This is a genomic window from Aquincola agrisoli, assembly GCF_036621135.1.
Taxonomy (GTDB): domain Bacteria; phylum Pseudomonadota; class Gammaproteobacteria; order Burkholderiales; family Burkholderiaceae_C; genus Aquincola; species Aquincola agrisoli.
Genome location: NZ_JAZIBG010000036.1, coordinates 618,058 through 635,737, shown reverse-complemented (window position 1 = coordinate 635,737; position 17,680 = coordinate 618,058). Strand labels below are relative to the sequence as shown.

The 17,680-nt window shown below is 70.8% G+C and carries 15 protein-coding genes; 5 read left to right on the top strand and 10 right to left on the bottom strand.

Features of this window, described 5'->3' with window-relative positions; all coding sequences use genetic code 11:
* Positions 1 to 4 precede the first annotated feature (4 nt).
* Both V4F39_RS19490 and V4F39_RS19485 read right to left on the bottom strand, forming a co-directional pair.
* A complete protein-coding gene (locus V4F39_RS19490; protein ID WP_332291479.1) occupies positions 5 to 832 on the bottom strand; it encodes an alpha/beta fold hydrolase in 828 nt (275 codons plus the stop codon).
* The gene (locus tag V4F39_RS19485) at positions 829 to 2,127 is read right to left on the bottom strand and encodes an O-acetylhomoserine aminocarboxypropyltransferase (RefSeq protein ID WP_332291478.1); all 1,299 of its coding nucleotides are present in this window, start codon (positions 2,125 to 2,127) and stop codon (positions 829 to 831) included. The genes V4F39_RS19490 and V4F39_RS19485 overlap by 4 nt, the downstream gene beginning before the upstream one ends.
* A gap of 108 nt (positions 2,128 to 2,235) precedes the next feature.
* On the opposite strand from V4F39_RS19485, the gene V4F39_RS19480 reads away from it, so the two are divergent.
* The 3 genes from V4F39_RS19480 (at position 2,236) to V4F39_RS19470 (ending at position 5,232) form a co-directional block, all read left to right on the top strand.
* Positions 2,236 to 2,715 carry a CBS domain-containing protein gene (locus tag V4F39_RS19480; protein ID WP_332291477.1) on the top strand — a complete coding sequence of 160 codons (480 nt, stop codon included), beginning with the start codon at positions 2,236 to 2,238 and terminating at the stop codon, positions 2,713 to 2,715.
* An 82-nt stretch (positions 2,716 to 2,797) separates the two neighbouring features.
* Positions 2,798 to 3,898 (top strand): chorismate synthase, encoded by a 1,101-nt coding sequence (gene aroC, locus V4F39_RS19475; RefSeq protein ID WP_332291476.1) that lies wholly within the window; start codon positions 2,798 to 2,800, stop codon positions 3,896 to 3,898.
* 92 nt (positions 3,899 to 3,990) lie between these two features.
* Positions 3,991 to 5,232, top strand: a complete 1,242-nt coding sequence (locus V4F39_RS19470) for a cyclic di-GMP phosphodiesterase (protein WP_332291475.1) — start codon at positions 3,991 to 3,993, stop codon at positions 5,230 to 5,232.
* A gap of 21 nt (positions 5,233 to 5,253) precedes the next feature.
* On the opposite strand, the gene bla is transcribed toward V4F39_RS19470, so the two are convergent.
* Complete coding sequence (gene bla, locus V4F39_RS19465; RefSeq protein ID WP_332291474.1) at positions 5,254 to 6,117, bottom strand: class A beta-lactamase; 864 nt, start codon at positions 6,115 to 6,117, stop codon at positions 5,254 to 5,256.
* Between the two features lie 92 nt (positions 6,118 to 6,209).
* Here bla and V4F39_RS19460 point away from each other — a divergent pair, with 92 nt between their 5' ends.
* Positions 6,210 to 7,073, top strand: coding sequence for a LysR family transcriptional regulator (locus tag V4F39_RS19460; RefSeq protein ID WP_332291473.1), 864 nt, complete (start codon positions 6,210 to 6,212; stop codon positions 7,071 to 7,073).
* A gap of 62 nt (positions 7,074 to 7,135) precedes the next feature.
* Here the strand turns inward: V4F39_RS19460 and V4F39_RS19455 are convergent, their stop codons facing one another.
* The 6 genes from V4F39_RS19455 to V4F39_RS19430 all read right to left on the bottom strand — a co-directional run bounded on the left by V4F39_RS19455 (position 7,136) and on the right by V4F39_RS19430 (position 15,931).
* Positions 7,136 to 8,182, bottom strand: a complete 1,047-nt coding sequence (locus V4F39_RS19455; protein ID WP_332291471.1) for a PoNe immunity protein domain-containing protein — start codon at positions 8,180 to 8,182, stop codon at positions 7,136 to 7,138.
* Between the two features lie 2 nt (positions 8,183 to 8,184).
* On the bottom strand, positions 8,185 to 9,636 hold the full coding sequence (locus tag V4F39_RS19450) for a hypothetical protein (protein WP_332291470.1): 1,452 nt from the start codon (positions 9,634 to 9,636) through the stop codon (positions 8,185 to 8,187).
* A gap of 3 nt (positions 9,637 to 9,639) precedes the next feature.
* The gene (locus V4F39_RS19445) at positions 9,640 to 12,279 is read right to left on the bottom strand and encodes a type VI secretion system Vgr family protein (RefSeq protein ID WP_332291469.1); all 2,640 of its coding nucleotides are present in this window, start codon (positions 12,277 to 12,279) and stop codon (positions 9,640 to 9,642) included.
* Between the two features lie 117 nt (positions 12,280 to 12,396).
* Positions 12,397 to 14,610 carry a phosphocholine-specific phospholipase C gene (locus V4F39_RS19440; protein WP_332291468.1) on the bottom strand — a complete coding sequence of 738 codons (2,214 nt, stop codon included), beginning with the start codon at positions 14,608 to 14,610 and terminating at the stop codon, positions 12,397 to 12,399.
* Between the two features lie 29 nt (positions 14,611 to 14,639).
* Positions 14,640 to 15,209 carry a PEPxxWA-CTERM sorting domain-containing protein gene (locus V4F39_RS19435; RefSeq protein ID WP_332291467.1) on the bottom strand — a complete coding sequence of 190 codons (570 nt, stop codon included), beginning with the start codon at positions 15,207 to 15,209 and terminating at the stop codon, positions 14,640 to 14,642.
* Between the two features lie 38 nt (positions 15,210 to 15,247).
* The gene (locus V4F39_RS19430) at positions 15,248 to 15,931 is read right to left on the bottom strand and encodes a PEP-CTERM sorting domain-containing protein (protein WP_332291466.1); all 684 of its coding nucleotides are present in this window, start codon (positions 15,929 to 15,931) and stop codon (positions 15,248 to 15,250) included.
* 1,145 nt (positions 15,932 to 17,076) lie between these two features.
* On the opposite strand from V4F39_RS19430, the gene V4F39_RS19425 reads away from it, so the two are divergent.
* The gene (locus V4F39_RS19425) at positions 17,077 to 17,256 is read left to right on the top strand and encodes a hypothetical protein (RefSeq protein ID WP_332291465.1); all 180 of its coding nucleotides are present in this window, start codon (positions 17,077 to 17,079) and stop codon (positions 17,254 to 17,256) included.
* 13 nt (positions 17,257 to 17,269) lie between these two features.
* On the opposite strand, the gene V4F39_RS19420 is transcribed toward V4F39_RS19425, so the two are convergent.
* Positions 17,270 to 17,671 carry a type II toxin-antitoxin system VapC family toxin gene (locus V4F39_RS19420; protein ID WP_332291464.1) on the bottom strand — a complete coding sequence of 134 codons (402 nt, stop codon included), beginning with the start codon at positions 17,669 to 17,671 and terminating at the stop codon, positions 17,270 to 17,272.
* Positions 17,672 to 17,680: the final 9 nt, after the last annotated feature.

The following is a 17,680-nucleotide window of genomic DNA, read 5'->3' as shown; positions in this document are numbered from 1 at the left end:
CCGGCTAGGCAGCGCCTGCCGGCACGCCCAACCCCCGCCGCAGCGCCGCCAGCAGCGCATCGGGTGCCTCCTGCATCAGCGCGTGGCCCGTGGGCAGCAGCACGGTATCGGCCCGCAGCGCCTGCGCCAGCTCGCGCGCGGCCGGGGGCGGGGTCATCTGGTCGTGCTCGCCCAGCACCAGCGTGGCCGGGCAGCGCACGGCTTGCGCGGCCTGCAGCCCGTTGGCATAGGCGTCGCAGAGCGAGAAGTCGTGGTGGAACAGGTTGCCAGGTGCCTGGCCTTCGCCGCGCGCCAGCACCCGGCGCATCAGCGCGCGGTTGCCGCCGTGCAGCCAGCTGCCGGGGCCCGGATAAGACGGCTCGGCGGCCAGCGTGCCGTGCGAGAACGCATTGACCCGGTCGATGGCCACCAGCGGCGCTTCGAGTGCGGTGCTCAGCAAGGCGTCCGAGACCTTCATCGGCACGGCCGTGCCCACCATCACCAGCCGGTCGATGCGCGCTGGCGCCCGGGCGGCCGCCTCGAGCGCGACCAGCGAGCCGATGCTGTGGCCGACCAGCGCCGCCCGTGCCACGCCCACGGCATCCAGCCAGGCCAGCACCCAGGCGGCCAAAGCCTCGACGCTGGGCAGCGCCGGCCCGGCGCTGCGGCCATGCGCCGGCTGGTCGACCGCCAGCACGCCGTGGCCGTGGTGGGCGAACCAGCGCGCGGCCAGCGTCCACACGCTGTGGTCGTGCAGCGCGCCGTGGATGAACACGACGCAGGGCAGCGCCGCGTCGAACGGCCGGCCGCCGGTGTACGCATAGGCCGCCCGGCCGTCGACGAACCGGTTCACCGCGCCTTCTCCGCCGCCTTCAACGCCCGCTTCAGATCCTCGACCAGGTCGTCGGGGTCCTCCAGGCCGATCGACAGCCGCAGCGTGCCGGGCCCGATCCCGGCCTGCGCCAGCGCGGCATCGTCCATGCGGAAATGCGTGGTCGATGCCGGGTGGATCACCAGCGAGCGGCAGTCGCCCACGTTGGCCAGGTGAGAGAAGAGCTTCAGCGCCTCGATGAACGCCTGGCCCTGCCGGCGCGAGCCTTTCAGGTCGAAGCTGAACACCGCGCCGCAGCCCTTGGGCAGCAGCCGCTGGGCGAGCGCGTGGTCGGGGTGCGAGGGCAGTTCGGGGTACGCGACGCCCGCCACCAGCGGGTGCGCGGCGAGGAACTCGACGATGCGCCGCGTGTTCGACACATGGCGCGCCATGCGCAGCGGCAGCGTCTCGATGCCCTGCAGGATCAGCCAGGCAGTATGCGGGCTCATGCAGGCGCCGAAGTCGCGCAGGCCCTCGCGCCGCGCGCGCAGCAGGAAGGCGCCCACGCTGCTTTCCTCGCTGAACACCATGCCGTGGAAGCCCTCGTACGGCTGCGTCAACTCCGGGAAGCGGCCCGAGGCGTCCCAGTCGAACGCGCCGCTGTCGACCAGCACGCCGCCCACCACGGTGCCGTGCCCGCTCAGGAACTTGGTGGCCGAGTGGTAGACCAGGTCGGCGCCGTGTTCGAAGGGCCGCATCAGCCACGGCGTGGTGAAGGTGCTGTCGACCAGCAGCGGCAGCCCGGCGTCGTGCGCGACCTGGGCCACCGCCGGGATGTCGAGCACGTCGAGGCCGGGGTTGCCCAGCGTCTCGCCGAAGAGCAGCCGCGTGTCGGCACGGATCGCGGCGCGCCAGGCATCCACGTCGCGCGGGCTGACGAAGGTGGTGGCGATGCCGAAGCGTTTCAGCGTGTAGTGCAGCAGGTTGTGCGAGCCGCCGTACAGCGCGCTGCTGGCGACGATGTGCGAGCCCGCGCCGGCCAGCGTGGCGATCGCCAGGTGCAGGGCCGCCTGGCCGCTGGCGGTGGCGATCGCGCCGGCGCCGCCCTCGAGCGCCGCGAGGCGTTCCTCGAACACCGCCGTCGTCGGGTTGCTGATGCGGCTGTAGACGTGGCCCGGCCGTTCCATGTTGAAGAGGGACGCCGCGTGCTCGCTGCTCTCGAACACGAACGAGGTGCTCAGGTGGATCGGCAGCGCCCTGGCGCCGGTGGCGGGATCGGGCGCGGCGCCGGCATGCAGCGCGAGGGTGTCGAAACCGGGGTCGGACGGGCCGGCCATGCTGTCTCCTCCGGGGGCTGCGCGGGCGGCTTCGTCTCGTCGCAACAGCCCTCTCTATCCTGGGGATTGTGTGCTATGTTGCCGCGAAGAACTGCCTGGAGGCGACCCATGAAAGTCAGCGACATCCTGCGTGTCAAAGGGAACACGCTCTATACCGTCACACCCGAAGAGGCCCTGTCCACCGCGCTGCGCACCATGGCGGAGCTCGACATCGGCTCGCTGTGCGTGATGAGCCACGGCGAGCTGGTCGGCATGCTGACCTTCCGCGAGGTGATCCAGGCCGTGGTGCGCAACGGCGGCACCGTGGGCGAGATGATCGTGCGTACCGTGATGGACGACTTCCCGCTCACCTGCACGCCCGAGACCGAGCTCGACGAGGTGCGCCGGATGATGCTGCAGCGCCATGCACGCTACATGCCGGTGGTCAGCCAGCGCACGCTGATGGGCGTGATCTCGTTCTACGACGTCGCCAAGGCCGTGGTCGACAGCCAGGATTTCGAGAACCGCATGCTCAAGGCCTACATCCGCGACTGGCCGGTCGAGCAGGACGCGGAGGCCGAGGAAGCCGCCTCCCGCCCCAAGCTCTGACGGGGCCGCTGTCACAATCGCGGGCCTGGCACCGTCCTGGTGCCAGGCCCTTGTTGCTTCCGCTTCCTGCCCAGGTTCCACCATGCCCGGCTCCACCTTCGGCGAACTCTTCCGCGTCACCAACTTCGGCGAAAGCCACGGCCCGGCCATCGGCTGCGTCATCGACGGCTGCCCGCCCGGCCTGGCCTTGAGCGAGGCGGACATCCAGCCGGAGCTGGACCGCCGCCGCCCCGGCACCAGCCGCCACGTGACGCAGCGCAACGAGCCCGACGTGGTGGAGATCCTCTCCGGCGTCTACGAGGGCAAGACGACCGGCACGCCGATCGCGCTGCTGATCCGCAACACCGACCAGCGCAGCAAGGACTACGGCAACATCCTCGACACCTTCCGCCCGGGCCATGCCGACTACACCTACTGGCGCAAGTACGGCATCCGCGATCCGCGCGGCGGCGGGCGCTCGTCGGCCCGGCTGACCGCGCCCACGGTGGCCGCGGCCGCAGTGGCGCGCAAGTGGCTGCGCGAGCGGCACGGCACCACCTTCGTCGGCTGGATGAGCCAGCTCGGCGAGCTGCCCATCCCGTTCGAGGGCCTGGAGCACATCCCGAACAACCCGTTCTTCGCCGCCAACGCCGGCATGATCGGCCAGCTCGAGGACTACATGGATGCGCTGCGCAAGGCCGGCGACTCCTGCGGCGCCCGCATCGAGGTCATCGCGCAGGGCGTGCCGGTCGGGCTGGGCGAGCCGCTCTACGACAAGCTCGACGCCGACATCGCCTACGCCATGATGGGCATCAACGCCGTGAAGGGCGTGGAGATCGGCGACGGCTTCGGCGTCGTCGCGCAGCGCGGCAGCCATCACGGCGACGAACTCTCGCCCGAGGGCTTCCGCAGCAACCATGCCGGCGGCGTGCTGGGCGGCATCTCCACCGGGCAGGACCTGCGGGTGGCCATCGCCATCAAGCCGACCAGTTCGATCCGCACGCCCAAGGCGTCGATCGACCGCAGCGTGCAACCCACCACGGTAGAGACCTTCGGCCGCCACGACCCGTGCGTCGGCATCCGCGCGACGCCCATCGCCGAGGCGATGCTGGCGCTGGTGCTGATGGACCATGCGCTGCGCCACCGCGCGCAGTGCGCGGACGTGGGGCTGCCCGTGCCGTCGATTCCCGGCAGCGCCCCGTAGACGGCGGCGCGCCGCCGTCCTGGCGCGCCCCTATTGCGCGGGCCCTGAACTGCCGAAAACAATAGATCTGATCACCAAGGGGGTGCGCCCCGATGTTGAAAAAGATCGCCGTTGCCGATCTGCGGCTCGGCATGTTCCTGCACGCCTTCGAAAGCTCCTGGATACGGCATCCGTTCTGGAAGTCGCGCTTCCTGCTGGACGATCCTGCCGACTTGCAGGCTGCCCGCGCGTCCGGCATCGCCGAGTGCTGGATCGATCCGGCCCGTGGGCTCGACGTGGCGCAGGCCGACGGGCGGCCGGGGCTGCAGCGTGCCGCGGAGCCGGCCCCGGCGGCCGAGGCGCTGGCTTCGGTGCAGGCCGGCCCGGCCGTCCCGGAGGTGTCGGCCCCCTTCGATGAAGAACTGCGCCGGGCGGCGCAGGTCTGCAAGCGCTCGACGCAGGCGGTCAAGTCGATGTTCGCCGAGGCGCGGCTCGGCCGGGCGCTGGACGCCGAGCAGTGCCTGCCGATGGTGGAGGAGATCTCCGCCTCGGTGTTCCGCAACCCCGGTGCGCTGGTGAGCCTGGCGCGGCTGAAGACCCGCGACGAATACACCTACATGCACTCCGTGGCGGTCTGCGCGCTGATGGTGTCGCTGGGACGCGAGCTCGGGCTCGATGCCGACCAATGCCGCGAGGCCGGCCTGGCCGGCCTGCTGCACGACATGGGCAAGGCGGCGATCCCGCTCGACATCCTCAACAAGCCCGGCAAGCTCACCGACGAGGAGTTCGGCATCGTGCGCACGCACCCGGAGCGCGGCCACGACATGCTGCAGGGCGGCTCGGCCGGCGAGGCGGTGCTCGACGTCTGCCTGCACCACCATGAGCGGGTCGACGGCACCGGCTACCCGCACCGGCTGGGCGGCGACGCGCTGTCGCGCGTCGCGCGCATGGGTGCAGTGTGCGACGTCTACGACGCCATCACCTCCAACCGTCCGTACAAGGCCGGCTGGGACCCGGCCGAATCGATCGCCCGGATGATGTCGTGGCAGGGCCACTTCGACGAGCAGGTCTTCGGTGCCTTCGTGAAGAGCCTGGGCATCTACCCGACCGGCTCGCTGGTGCGGCTGGAGTCGGGCCGGCTCGCCGTCGTGGTGGAGCAGAGCCCCGGCGCGCTCGTCTCACCCGTGGTGAAGGTGTTCTTCTCGACACGCTCCAACCTGCCGGTCAGCGTGCAGCGCATCGACCTGTCGATGCCCGGCGTGCGCGACCGCATCGCCGGGCGCGAGCCGGCCGCGAACTGGAACTTCCCGCAGCTGGCCGAGCTGTGGGCCGGCGACGCGGCGCCCCGCCGCTGAGGGCGTGCGGCCCGGCCGCCGTCAGGCGCCGTGCGTGATGCGCCGCGCCACGCGTGCCACGGCCGCATTGCGCTGCGCCTCGGGGGCCCTCGTCTCCGTGAGATACACCGCCACGACGACCGGCGGCCGGCCCGGCGGCCAGAACACGCCCACGTCGTTGGTCGTGCCGCGTGCGCCAGTGCCGGTCTTGCTGCCCATGCGCCAGCCTGCGGGGAGGTCGGCACGCAGCCGCTGGCCGTTGGTGCTCGTCGCTTCCAGCCACTGCGCCAGCTGGCCCCGCCCGGCGGCCGACAGCGACTCGCCGAGCACCGCGGCGCGCAGCGATCCGCTCATTGCCCGGGGGGAGGTGGTGTCGCGTGGATCGCCGGGTCGCGCCTCGTTCAGCGAGGGCTCGGTGCGGTCCAGGCGCGTCACCGTGTCGCCGAGCGAACGGGCGTAGCGCGTCACCGCGGCGGGCCCGCCGAAGGTCTCCAGGATCAGGTTGGCCGCCGCGTTGTCGCTGGTGGTGATCGTCGCCTCGCACAACGCACCCAGCGTCATGCCGTCGCCGCCCGCGTGGCGCTCGGTGACGGGGGAATGGCTGATCAGCACCTCGCGGCCGAAGCGGATGCGCCGGTCCAGCCGCTCCTGGCCGGCGTCCACCCGCTGCAGCACCAGCGCGGCGGCCAGCCACTTGAAGGTGCTGCACATCGGGAATCGTTCATCGAGCCGGTGGCCGGCCACCGCGCCCGTGGCGGTGTCGAGCACGGCCACGCCGAGCCGGCCGCCGGCGCCGGCCTCGATCTGCTGCCACAGGTCGTCATCCTCGATTTTCTGGGCCTGCGCGGCCTGCCAGCCCGTGGCGAGCAGCAGCCCCAGGCCGCTGTTGAACGTGCGTCTGTCCATTCGTCTTCTCCTTTGGAGCCGCGCACGTTAGCGGCGCGGCCATCGACGCACAAACGAGGAATCCGAAGGCGAGACCCTAGAAAATCCGGGGCATGCACCTTCCCCTGAATGCCTTGCGCGCCTTCGAGGCCTCGGCGCGCCACCTGAGCTTCACACGGGCCGCGATCGAGCTGAGCGTGACGCAGACCGCGGTGAGCGCCCAGGTCAAGAACCTGGAGGAGCGCCTGGGCGTGCCGCTGTTCCGCCGCTTGCCGCGCGGGCTGGCGCTGACCGACGAGGGGCATGCGCTGCTGCCGCTGCTGTCGGATGCGTTCGGGCGCATCGGCGCGGTGCTCGAGCAGTTCCAGGGCGGCCGGCTGCGCGAGGTGCTGACGGTCGCCGCGGTCGGCACCTTCGCGGTGGGCTGGCTGCTGCCGCGGATCGAGGCCTTCGGCCGCGACCACCCGTTCGTCGACCTGCGGCTGATGACGAACAACAACCGTGTCGACATCGCTGGCGAGGGCCTGGACTTCGCCATCCGTTTTGGCGACGGCGCGTGGCACGGTATCGAGGCCGATCCGCTGCTGGATGCACCGCTGTCGCCGGTGTGCACGCCGGCGCTCGCGCGCCGGCTGCGGGCGCCGGCCGACCTGGCCCGGCAGGTGCTGCTGCGGTCATACCGCGCCGACGAGTGGAGCCGCTGGTTCGCGGCCGCGGGCGTGGCATCGCCGGTGCTGCGGGGCCCCGTCTTCGATTCGTCGCTGACGATGTGCGCCGCGGCGGTGCAGGGGGCCGGCGTGGCGCTGCTGCCGCCTGCGATGTTCGCCGACGAGTTGCGAGGCGAGCGGCTGGTGCAACCGTTCGCGGTGTCGGTGTCGACGGGCCGCTATTGGCTGACGCGGCTGAAGTCGCGGCAGACGACGGCGGCGATGCAGGCGTTCAGGCGCTGGCTGCTGGTGCAGGCGGCAGGTGTCTGACCATCGGCCTGGGCGATGCCCGCGGCCCACGCGGTGCAGCGCCCGTCTTCAGCGAGCACGAATCACGCCGCCACCCACTGCCAACGCACGGCGTGCTGATGGAACTGCCCGCTCGCATCGCGCCATTCGGCCATGGGCATCGGACGGCCCTGCGCCACGTGCACGTCGGCGAGGGGCCCGTCGGCGCGGGGGCTCCACCGGCCGCTGCGGGGGCAGGGCTCGCCGCTCATTGCGAAGAGCCCGGCGGTGGTGACGCCGGCGCGGGGAAACCGGGACCGAGCGTAGTCGGCAAGGTCACGGGGGTAGAAGTCCATGTCGCGGAAGGTGGTGTCGTCGATGTCGAAGGCCCAGGCGACGGCGGCGGCTTCGAAGCTCCAGTAGCCCTTGAACATCAGGTCGTGGTGCATGCCGTGGCCGGGCTCGCGTCGGCTGGCGTGGTACCACTCGTCGAGGTATCGGGCCATCAGGGCGGGGCGCTTGTCGGGGGCGGCCCTGAAGACCTTGTCGAGCTTGCGGTAGGGGAGGTGGCGGGTGTAGGTGCGGGCATGCCGATGGCGTCCGGGCACCAAGGGGGCCACGAGGGCCTCGACGAGTTGGTCGAAGCAGTCGATCTCGTCGTTGATGTAATCCCAGCAGGCGCACAGGCGGGGCATCAAGTCGGCGTGGCCGAGCAGCAGGCCGAAGCAGAGCATGGGCAGGACGAAGAGCCCGTACTCGTCATCCGTGAAGGAGAGGGCGGGAGAACGCGTGCTGAAGCTGCGGACGAAATCTTCACCTTGGTACCAGTTGTCCAGATGACGCACATGTTCTTCCCACGCCCAGATGGCGGTAGGGTAGAAGGCGCGCAGGCTGTCGATGGAGTCACCGGCGCTGTACTGAAGCCTCAGCAAGGCGGTGCAGTCGTTGGCAAGGCGATGGGATGCTGCCCAGTGGTCGGCCATCGGACCGTGGGCGACGGTGTCATAGAACTTGGTCAGGTTCTCGACACGCGTGGACGCATACCAGCCGTACTGATCGTTGTAGTTCAGACGGGGTTCGCGCCGCCGTTCGTAAAGCTCCTGTTCGCTGAAGGCGCGAGGGGCATGCATAAAGAATTCGTCGCGGGTCATGGCTACCTTTTGAGAAGGTGATCAGGGATCACGACGATGGGTGGCTGAAGCTGATGCCGGAGGCCTTTGCCACGTTCGTGCTGCGACATCTGCTTCGCGGTCACGAGGCAGATCCAGCGGTCCCAGGCGGCGGAATGGAAGTTGGTGTCCTCAGCTTGTTCTATCAACTTCTGCAGGGCAGATTTGTCTGCTGTACTTGATATTTCTTCTCTCTCCAATGAGATCGCAATCCACTTGTGACTCATCTGAGTTCCCTTGGACTGGGTCTCGTTGAGCCCCCGCGTCGGTGACCCGTCCGCATGGCGCATCAGGCGCCCGTCCGCATGGCGGCCCCTCAGCGCGTTGTCGTCGTCGACCACGCGCGAGCCGCCCAGGCTGCGGTGTGCGGGGTAGGGCATCCGCGCCAGGTTCATCTCGGCCAGGAAGGCGAACTGCCCGGCCAGCCGGCCTTTGGTCTCGCCGACGATGTAGCGGTGGGTGCCCGGCCCGCTGCCGGTGCGACGCCAGACGTGGTCGATGCCCTGGCCCCGGGGCGGATCGTTGGCCTCGCGCTTGCGGCCGAGCTCGTTGATCTTGAGGTTCTTCAGCCGCTGGAACACGTAGTAGTCCGTGAGCTGCTCGGCCAGCACGCCGCTGTACCAGTGCTTCAGCCGGTCCTCGCGGCGTTCGGCCTGGTGGGTGTGGTTGGGCGGCAAGGGGCGTGCACCGGCATCGCCGCCGTGCCGGCGTTGCGCGGAGGTCGTGTCGGATGCCAATGCGCGGCTGGCAGCCTGCTGCGGCGGCGCTGCCAACGGCCGGTGGCCGGGGGGTGCGATGGCGTGCGTGGACCGTGGCAGGGCGTCGGCCAGCGCCCGCGACTGCAGCGCCTGCAACTCGCCCAGGGCCCGGCCGATGGCGCCAGGTGCGTCGGCGCGCAGCGCCTCCAACGACGCGACGACCTGCTGCGCGGCGACTCGCCCGGCCACGGCCTGGGTGATCCGGCCGTCGAGGGCGGTGATGAACCGGCCCACCACGGTGTCGAAGAGCCGCGTGAGCTGCGTGGCCAGCGCCGCCCAGTCAGCCGAGCGCAGCCAGCGTTCGACGTTGCCCCGCAGGGTCGGGCTCACGCCGTCGAGCACCCGGCCCAGCGGCTGGCCGCCCCTGAGCAGCTTGAAGGCCGTCTTGAAGGCATCACCAAAGCCCGGCACCAGGCCCACGAGCGTGACCGTCATGCCGAGCCAGGCGTCAGCGCTGGCGGGCTGCGCATGCAGCGTGAGCACGCCCCGCACCAGGTCGCGCGCGTCCATCGCCTGGCCGACGCCCGGGACGACCGACAGCACGCCCGAGACGATGACCTGCGAGGTGGCGCTGCCGTCGCCGGTGACGATGCCGTGCAGCCATCCAGCGACGTCGTCGTCGGCCTGCTTGAGCGCCGTGCGGCCCGCGGTGGCCACGTCGGTGGGTCTGCTCGTCATGGATCAGCGCGCCCCGTCGGCGTCGTCGTAGTGGTGCAGCAGCCCATGGTCGCGCTCCTCGGTCAGGCCCTCGATCTCGTCCGCTTCCTGGTTCAGGTACTGCTCGCGCACGGCCAGGGCGCTTGGCAGGTCGGTGACGGAGGCGCCAAAAACGCAGCTCGCGGGCAACTCGTGGCGCGGCGCGGCGTCGCGCGCGTCTTCGCCCAGCTCCATGCGGGCGGGCGCATCCGGAATGCCCTCGAGCCGGACGAAACCGTGTTCGTCGAGGTGGCCTTCGCGCACCTCCCCGGTCTCGAAGAACAGCTTGTAGGGTGCGCCGACCATCGGCTTCATGTCCGGGTAGCTGTGGCGCAGCTCGATCCAGGCGAGCGGTGAGGCGGGCGCCGCCAGCGGCACGCCCTCCACGCCCAGGGCGCTGCCGCCGCCGCCCAGCGACACCGCCGGCGCCCGCGCCACGTGCAACCCGGCCGCGAAGGTGGCGGTGCCTTCTGCCCGCAGGCCGGCGTGCCCGCCGCGCGTCAGCGCGACGCTCGCGCCGCCCGACTTCAGGCGCGCCGTGCCGCCGGCCTGCAGCGTCAGGTTGCCCTCGACCAGCACATGCAGCCGCCCGCTGCCCACCAAGATTTCGTGGTCGCCCTGACTCACGAAGCTCCTGCGGCCGCCGTGCTCGACATGCAGCCGCGTGGCCGCCTGGGCCGCCAAGTCCAGCGTGCCGCCGGCCAGCCAGTCCTGCGGCCCCAGGCTCCAGGCCGACAGGTGCCGGCTGCCGGCCAGCACCACCGTGGGGGCGGTGTTGACCTGGCCGGCCTCGGCCCACTGCACCAGGTGCGGGGCACCCGGCGTGCCGGGCTGCTCGGCAGCGCGCTGCAATGCCTCTTGCAGCGCCTGGGCCTCGTCCACGCCCTGGTGGGGCAGGACCCCCACCTGCCCGGCCGCGGTCGACCGGTTGCGCTGGAAGCGCAGCAGCTCGGCCAGCGTCGCACGCTCTCGGGCATTGGCCAGGCTGGCCGGTGGGGCGCCGCCGGCCTCCACGGGGCCGGCCTCGGCGGTCGTCATCAGCAGCGTGGCGCCGGTGCGCAGCACGCCGTGGCCGTCGGTGCGCAGTTCGGCGCCGTGGCCGCGCTCGGCGTCGGCCGCGTCGACGTGGTGGCCCAGGCCGAGCTGGCTGGTGGCGTGGGGGCTGGCAAGGTGCACATGGCGCCGGCCCTGCAGGTCCTCCAGGCGCAGCTCGTTGCCGCCGAACGTGCGCAGCCTCGACCGGCTGGCATGGCGAGCGGTCACCACGTCCGGCTGGCCGCCGCAGTGCGCGGCACCCAGGATGATCGGTCGGTCGGGGTCGCCGTGGGCGTGGGCGAGCCACACCTCGGTCTCGGCTTTCAGCGGCGCATGCACGCCGTAGCGCGGGCCGGCGTAGGCCTGCGCCATGCGCAGGTCCCGCGAGCCCGGGCCGGGCGGCTGCCACGGGTAGCGCACGCGGTAGTGGCCGTGCTCGTCGATCGGCGCGGCACGCGGCTCGCCGGACGCGCCCGCCGGCTGGACCAGCGCCGGCAGCACCCCGTGCATCGCCGGGCGCGGGGTGCGGCGTGCCGGGCGCCAGGCCGCCTGCGCGTCGCTGGCCTCGAAGGCAACCTCCAGCCGGCCGCGGCGGTCGCTGCGGCACACGAGGCGGGTCACGAGCCAGCCGCGGCCCAGCGCGGGGTCGGGGTCGCGCAGCGTGAACACATCGCCCGCCATCAGGCCCAGCCAGGGCCCGGTGGCGCGCAGGACTTCGGCGCGGCACTGCAGCGCCTGCAGCCGCACGCGAGCCAGGCGCTCGCCGTCGGCCGGCTGGCGGTAGTGCTCGCCGTGCAGGTGCAGCCAGCCGCCTTCGGCTGCGCCGGCGTCCACGTGCAGATCGAGATCAGCCTGCGCGGGGTCGTAGTCGCTCAGGTGGACGTGCGTGGCCGCCGCACGGCTGTGCAGCGCGGCGTGGGTGAGGGTTTCAGGCTCGCCGGCCGCCACCAGGCCGGCAGCCGCCGCGCGGCGCACCGCGGCCACGTGTGCGCCGCGCCGGGCCCCGCCGGGGTGGTCGAAGCACACCAGGGTCTCGCCGGACTCGCCGTGCTCGTAGCGCCAGGCGATGCCTTCGTACTCGAGCAGCCAGTGGACGAAGCCGAGGGCAGGCTGCCCGAAGCAGGTGCGCTGGGCGAAGGGCGGGTAGTGCTCAGCCAGGTCCCAGCGCTGCCACGCGGCGCCCAGGCCGTGCGCCGCGAGCACCTGCTGCACCGTCTCGACGCTGGTCTGGCCGAGGAAGACCTCCTGCAGTTGCACGCCCGCCAGCAGGGCCAGCCGGGGCTCCAGCACGAGCCGCCAGCGCGGCACGCCGCCGGTGAGCTGCAGCGTCGCCGCGGTGACGACGCCCCAGATCCAGCGCCCCTGCGCGGCCGCCTGGCCCGTGCCCAGGCCCAGGCGGGCCCGGCAGTGCAGCATCGCCGATGCCGTCCACGGCGCGGGGCCCGGTTCGCAGCGGATGTCGTAGCGGTAGTCTCCGGCCAGCACGTCCTCGCCGGACACCGCCACCACCGGCAGCCGCAGCGGGCCGTCGGCGCCGAGGATCTCCAGGGCGTGGGGCGTGGGCGTGGTCTCCAGAAGGCCGTCATGCACGGATGCTCCTCGGGATCGGTCATTTGATCCTGGGTGGCGTCAACGGCAGAAATGAAACTTTCTGGAGCCATTTTTTTGATCTAACCGGGCAGGCCTGCCGGCCTGCCCGGGGGCCGATCAGCCGATCACCAGCTGGTTGGCGATGGCGGTGCCGCCCATCGCCGGATCGCTGATGCCGTCCTCGCCGTTCTCCATCCGGCCGGCGAAGCGCCGCAAATAGTCGGCCTGCCCGGTGACGCGCACGCTGAAGTCGTACCAGCGGCTGCTTGCGCCCAACGGACAGCGCACCGCCTGCTCGCTGCGCGCCACCACCTTGTAGGTCGCGGGCGTGACGTCGAAGTAGGCGTTGGCGGCGAGCGTGAACGTGCACGGGCCGCTGCCGGTGTTGACCAGCTTCACGACGAGATCGCCGGTCAGCTTGTCGTAGGCCACCTGCACGTCTGCGTTGGGCTGCGCGGCCGCGGCGGCACGCTTGGCGTTGCCGGCGAAATGGCGGTGGAAGCCGTTCGGGCCCAGGACCCAGAGGTCGTAGGCGCCACTGGCTTCCGGGGCCCACTGCCCGGTGAGCTGCTTGCCCGGTTCCACCGTGTAGCGGCGGGGCAGTGCAGACAGGCGCTTGCGGTTGTAGACGTGGAACACCGCGGCCTGCGCACCGGTGTTGGCGAAGGTCACTTCCACCTTCGACGCCCCCAGGCTCTGCGTGTTGACGACCACGCGGCTGGTGGCATGCAGCTCGTAGGGCAGCGCGCGCGACGGCCGCGCGCCCACGGCCTGCGAAGGCAGCGCCAGCGTGCTGGGCGTGGGCGGCGTGGTCTGCCCGGTGAGCGCACGGGCCTTGTTGGCCAGTGCCAGTGTGGTGGGCAGCTGCGCGAAGAAGGCCGTGTCGTTCGGATTCTTGAAGTTGAACGCCGACGTGAGGTCACCGGCCACGGCACGGCGCCACGGCGTGATGTTGGTTTCGACGATGCCGAAGCGGGCCTCGATGAAGCGCAGCGGCGAGGTGTGGTCGAACACCTGCGAGTTGACCCAGCCGCCCTTGCTCCACGGCGACACCACATACATCGGCACGCGCGGGCCCATGCCGTACGGGCGGTGCAGGTACTGCGCGGTCGGGTTCGCGCCGGCCTGGCTCTCGTGGTACTCGCCCAGCGTCGAGACGGTGGAGGCCCCGGCCAGCACGGCCTGCGCCGGGTCGGCGTTCCACACGTCGTAGGCCGGGGCGGCCGGCGGCGGCATGTGGTCGAAGAAGCCGTCGTTCTCGTCGAAGTTGATGAAGAGGACGGTCTTGCTCCACACGTCGGGGTTGGCCGTCAGCGCTTCCAGCACCTTGGCCGTGTAGTCGGCGCCCTGCGCCGGGCTCGACGGGCCGGGGTGCTCCGAGCCTTCGGCGGTGGCCACGATCCACGACACCTGCGGCAGCTTGTCGGCCAGCACGTCCTCGCGCAGCTTGTCGAGGTCACGCGTCGAGATGCCGCGCTCCTTCAGCGCCACGGAGTGGCCTGGGCGGTTGTACCAGCCGTTGCGGAAGTTGCGGAAGCCGGCCAGCGAGTTGTCGGTGAAGTTGTCGGCCATGTTCTGGTAGACCTGCCAGCTGATGCCTGCGGCCTGCAGGCGCTCGGGGTAGGTCGTCCAGGTGTAGTCGGTGGCCGGGTTCTCGTTGAACCAGTCGTGGCTGTTGTCGGTCGACGGGCCGCCGGCCTGGCCCAGCGGGTCGTTGTAGCCCGTCCAGATGAAGAGGCGGTTGGTGTTGGTGCCGGTCTGCGTGGCGCAGTGGTACGCGTCGCACAGCGTGAAGGCATTGGCCAGCGCGTACTGGAACGGCATGTCGGCCTGCGTGAAGTAGCCGAGCGAGTGGTTGTTCTTCGCACGCGTCCAGTTGTGCATGCGGCCCTGGTCCCAGGCGGCCTGCGCGTCCGTCCAGCTGTGCGGTGTGCCCGAGACGCGCATGTGCGCAAAGGTCTGCGTCGTGTTCAGCGGGAACGGGGCGATGGCGGCGGGGCCGGTGGCGGGGCGGCCGGGGATCGCCACGTAGGCGGTGTTCGGCTGGACCCACACGTTGCGGCCGGTGATGCCGGTGGCATCGGGCACGGGCATCGGGAAACGGTCGCCGAAGCCGCGCACGCCGTTGAGCGTGCCGAAGTAGTGGTCGAAGGACCGGTTCTCCTGCGTCAGGATGACGATGTGCTCGACGTCCTGGATCGTGCCGGTCCGGTTGTTGGCCTCGATGGCCAGGGCGCGCTGGATGGCGGGCGGGAAGGTCGTCATCACGGCGGTGGCGCCGGTGGCCGAGGCCACGCTGCGCAGGAAGCCGCGGCGGTTGGTGTCGCTCATGTCTGGGGTGCTCCTGGCGGGTGGCGCGTTCAGGCGCGGCGGCGCGCGGCGGCGGTGACGGCGGCCAGGCCGGCCAGCATCAGCGCCCAGGTCTCGGGCTCGGGCACGGCGGCGGTGAAGGTGAAGTCGTCCATCGCGTAGAAGGCGTGGCCGGCGCTGGTGATCGAGACGGCGTCGACCAGGCCGGCGTAGCCGCTGGCCAGGAAGCTCGGCGTGGCGCTCGCCAACAGCGTGGCCGATGTGCCGACCAGGGCCCCCTGGTAGTACAGCTTGAAGGTCACGTCGCCTTCCGCGTAGCCGGAGAACCAGGCGCCTTCGAACGTGGCCGCCTGGTGGAAGCGCACGGTGCTGTTCGCATCGCTGCCGTCCCAGCTCAGCGTCGCGAGGTTGTTGCCGGAGTGCGGCGTGTAGGGGCGTTGCGTGTCGGTGCCGTCGAACGAGAACCAGCCCGAGCCCGTCCAGTCGAGGCCGCCGTAGTTGGCGGGCACGAAGTCGGTGGCGAGGTCGTCGAAGCTCAGCACGGTGCTGGCGGCGGAGGCGAGCGGGGCGATGGCGGCCAGCGCGATGGCGGCGGCCCAGCGGGGGAGGGAATTCAGCATGGTCGGGGCTTCCTGTGAAGGGGCGTGTGCAATGCGATTCAGCCGCGGTTGCGGCGGCGCGCCACCAGGCCCACGGCGGCCAGGCCGGCGAGCATCAAGGCATAGGTCTCGGGCTCGGGCACGGCCGAGATCGTGAAGCTCAGGTTGTCGGCGTAGCCGTCGTTGTCGCCGCTCACCAGGCGTTCCATCGACAGGTCGAAGCGGACCTGCGTGGTGCCGGCGGGCAGGTAGCCCGAGGCGTCGCGGTAGAAGAGACCGGTCGTGTTGTTGCGGTCGGCCGGCGTCACGGGGCCGAGCGATGCGGTACCCAGCACGTTGCTGGTGGCGTCGAGGAACGACACGAAGAACACCGCGTTGTCGCCCTGGTTCGTCCAGCCGCCGAGCCAGCCGCTCAGGTCATAGGACACCTGGCCGGTGGCGATGGCCGGGCTGTTGGCGCTCAGGTCGAGCAGCTGGTAGCCCGCGGCGATCTGCACGCCGCTGCCGCCGACGAACAGCTTGCCGCCGCGGTCGGCGGGGCCCGGCTGCGTGGGCAGCACCCAGTTCGAGCCGTAGTCGACGGCGCTGAACAGGCTGTAGCCGTCGTAGGCCGTCCAGCCCGCCGTGCCCTGCTCGGCGCCGCCGTTGACGATGAGGTTGGTGTCGTAGGCCGCGGCTTGCGCGCCCAGGGCGAAGGCCGCCAGGCACAGGGCGCCGGCAGCACGGGTGATGGTCTGGGTCATGGTGCGATGTCCTCCTGATTGAAATGCCGGTAGGCGCCACGGAGCCCGCGCCCGAGGGCTGCTTTTCCGTGATCGCTACATGAAGGACGTTAGCCATCGACTGTGACAATTCTGTGATATGTGGAGTTTTGTGCAATTTGGTTGATGCGGTGCGAATTTGCCGCCGTCTGCAATTCATCGGCGTTTGCGCACATGACTCCCGCCGAGATGAACGCTGCCGCAAGTCCATGAAGAAAAGGCCGCTGTCGATGTGTGCTGCACGACCTGCCAAGGCCTTGGGCCTGGGTGTACTGGGCGCAGTGTTCGCGGCCTGGCCCGCAGCGGATTTCGCGCGCAACGTGTCGCCGCAGGGTGCGCCCGAGGCGGGATACGCGGCAGTGCTCGACGTCATCGACGGGACTGGCGCCACGCAATGGACGGCAGGTTCCGTTGCCGCCGTCGCCGTCGCCGCCGCCGCAGAGCCCGAAGGTCTATTCGGCCGCGCTGGACTCGACGCGGTCCAGGCTGGTGTTCGTCCACAGCCTGGCGCCGGACAAGTTCGTGGTGGCGAGCCGGGACGCTCGCCTGGTCACGTTTTCACCCGGCGAACTGAACGACGGCCCCTGGCGGGGAGAGCACATCCACGACGTGACTTGGGAGAGCGATGGCGCGCTGAAAGTCGTGTACTCGGGACACAACGCGAACCGAATCATGTACGTCCAGCCAGGCAAGGGCTCGGCGTCTGACGAATTGCGCTCGGTGACCGAGGACCAGATCGCGTTCTCCTATGCTCGGTCCCGGGTCTTCCGCTTGCCTGTGTGCGTGGACGAACGGCAGTTTGTCTGCAACCGCACCCACGTGGCGGGCCAGCGAGCAACCGCTGCTTCAGTTCATGCTGATGTCCGTGGGTGCAGGACGTGCCCAGGTGTCGGTCCTGAGTGGCCCGGGTCTGAGCCAGATGGAGTTCCAGCCAGGACTGTCGTTTGTTGAATCAAGCGGCGAGAGCGTGTTCAGTGTGAGGGTGACGGAGGTCCTGCCCGACCTCGTCTCGCTCAAGGTCGCTCGCCTGCCCGGCGAGATACAGGCGTCGTTTCGCGGCGTCGCCGTCCCTGGCCCAGGCCGGCCGCCTCCCTCACATCCAGCGCCTCGGCCTGGACCTCAGCGGCATGGAGCGCGTCCGCCACACCGACCATCAAACGCTGGAACTGTCAGGTGCGTTCGGCTTCCTGGAATTGGGCTACGCGATCCAGTCGTCCCCATCGCGGCTGACTCTCGGCAAGGTGGTGGAAAGGCCGGCCTGGAATCCCCTGCATCCCGGCCGGAAGATGTTCGATTGGCGTTGTTGAAGCCAGCCCGCGCTCAGCGCCCCACCAACTTCGCGCCGGCCACCTTGGCCGCGCCCTTGTCGAAGGTCCACAGCGGCTGTTCTCCTGCCTGGGCCGCCAGGGCCACGTGCAGGCAGTCGGCGAGATCCGCTGTGCCCTTGCGATAGAGCTGCAGCGCCACTTCCAACGCTTGCTCGGACTGGAAGCTCAACTCCGCCGCCGAGAACAGGCTCGACAGCACGCCGAGCACCTCTTCCTTCGCGCAGCGGAAGCTCGAGCGCAGCACCCACTCCAGTTCGAGGACCACGGTCACCGGCACGAAAAGCGACGCGCCCTCCGCGACGCATCGCGCGATCAACCGCTTGGCGGCGGCCAGCTGCACTGCATCGTCCTGGACGAGGTAGCGAACCAGCACGTTGGTGTCGAGCGCAGGCATGCGGGGCGG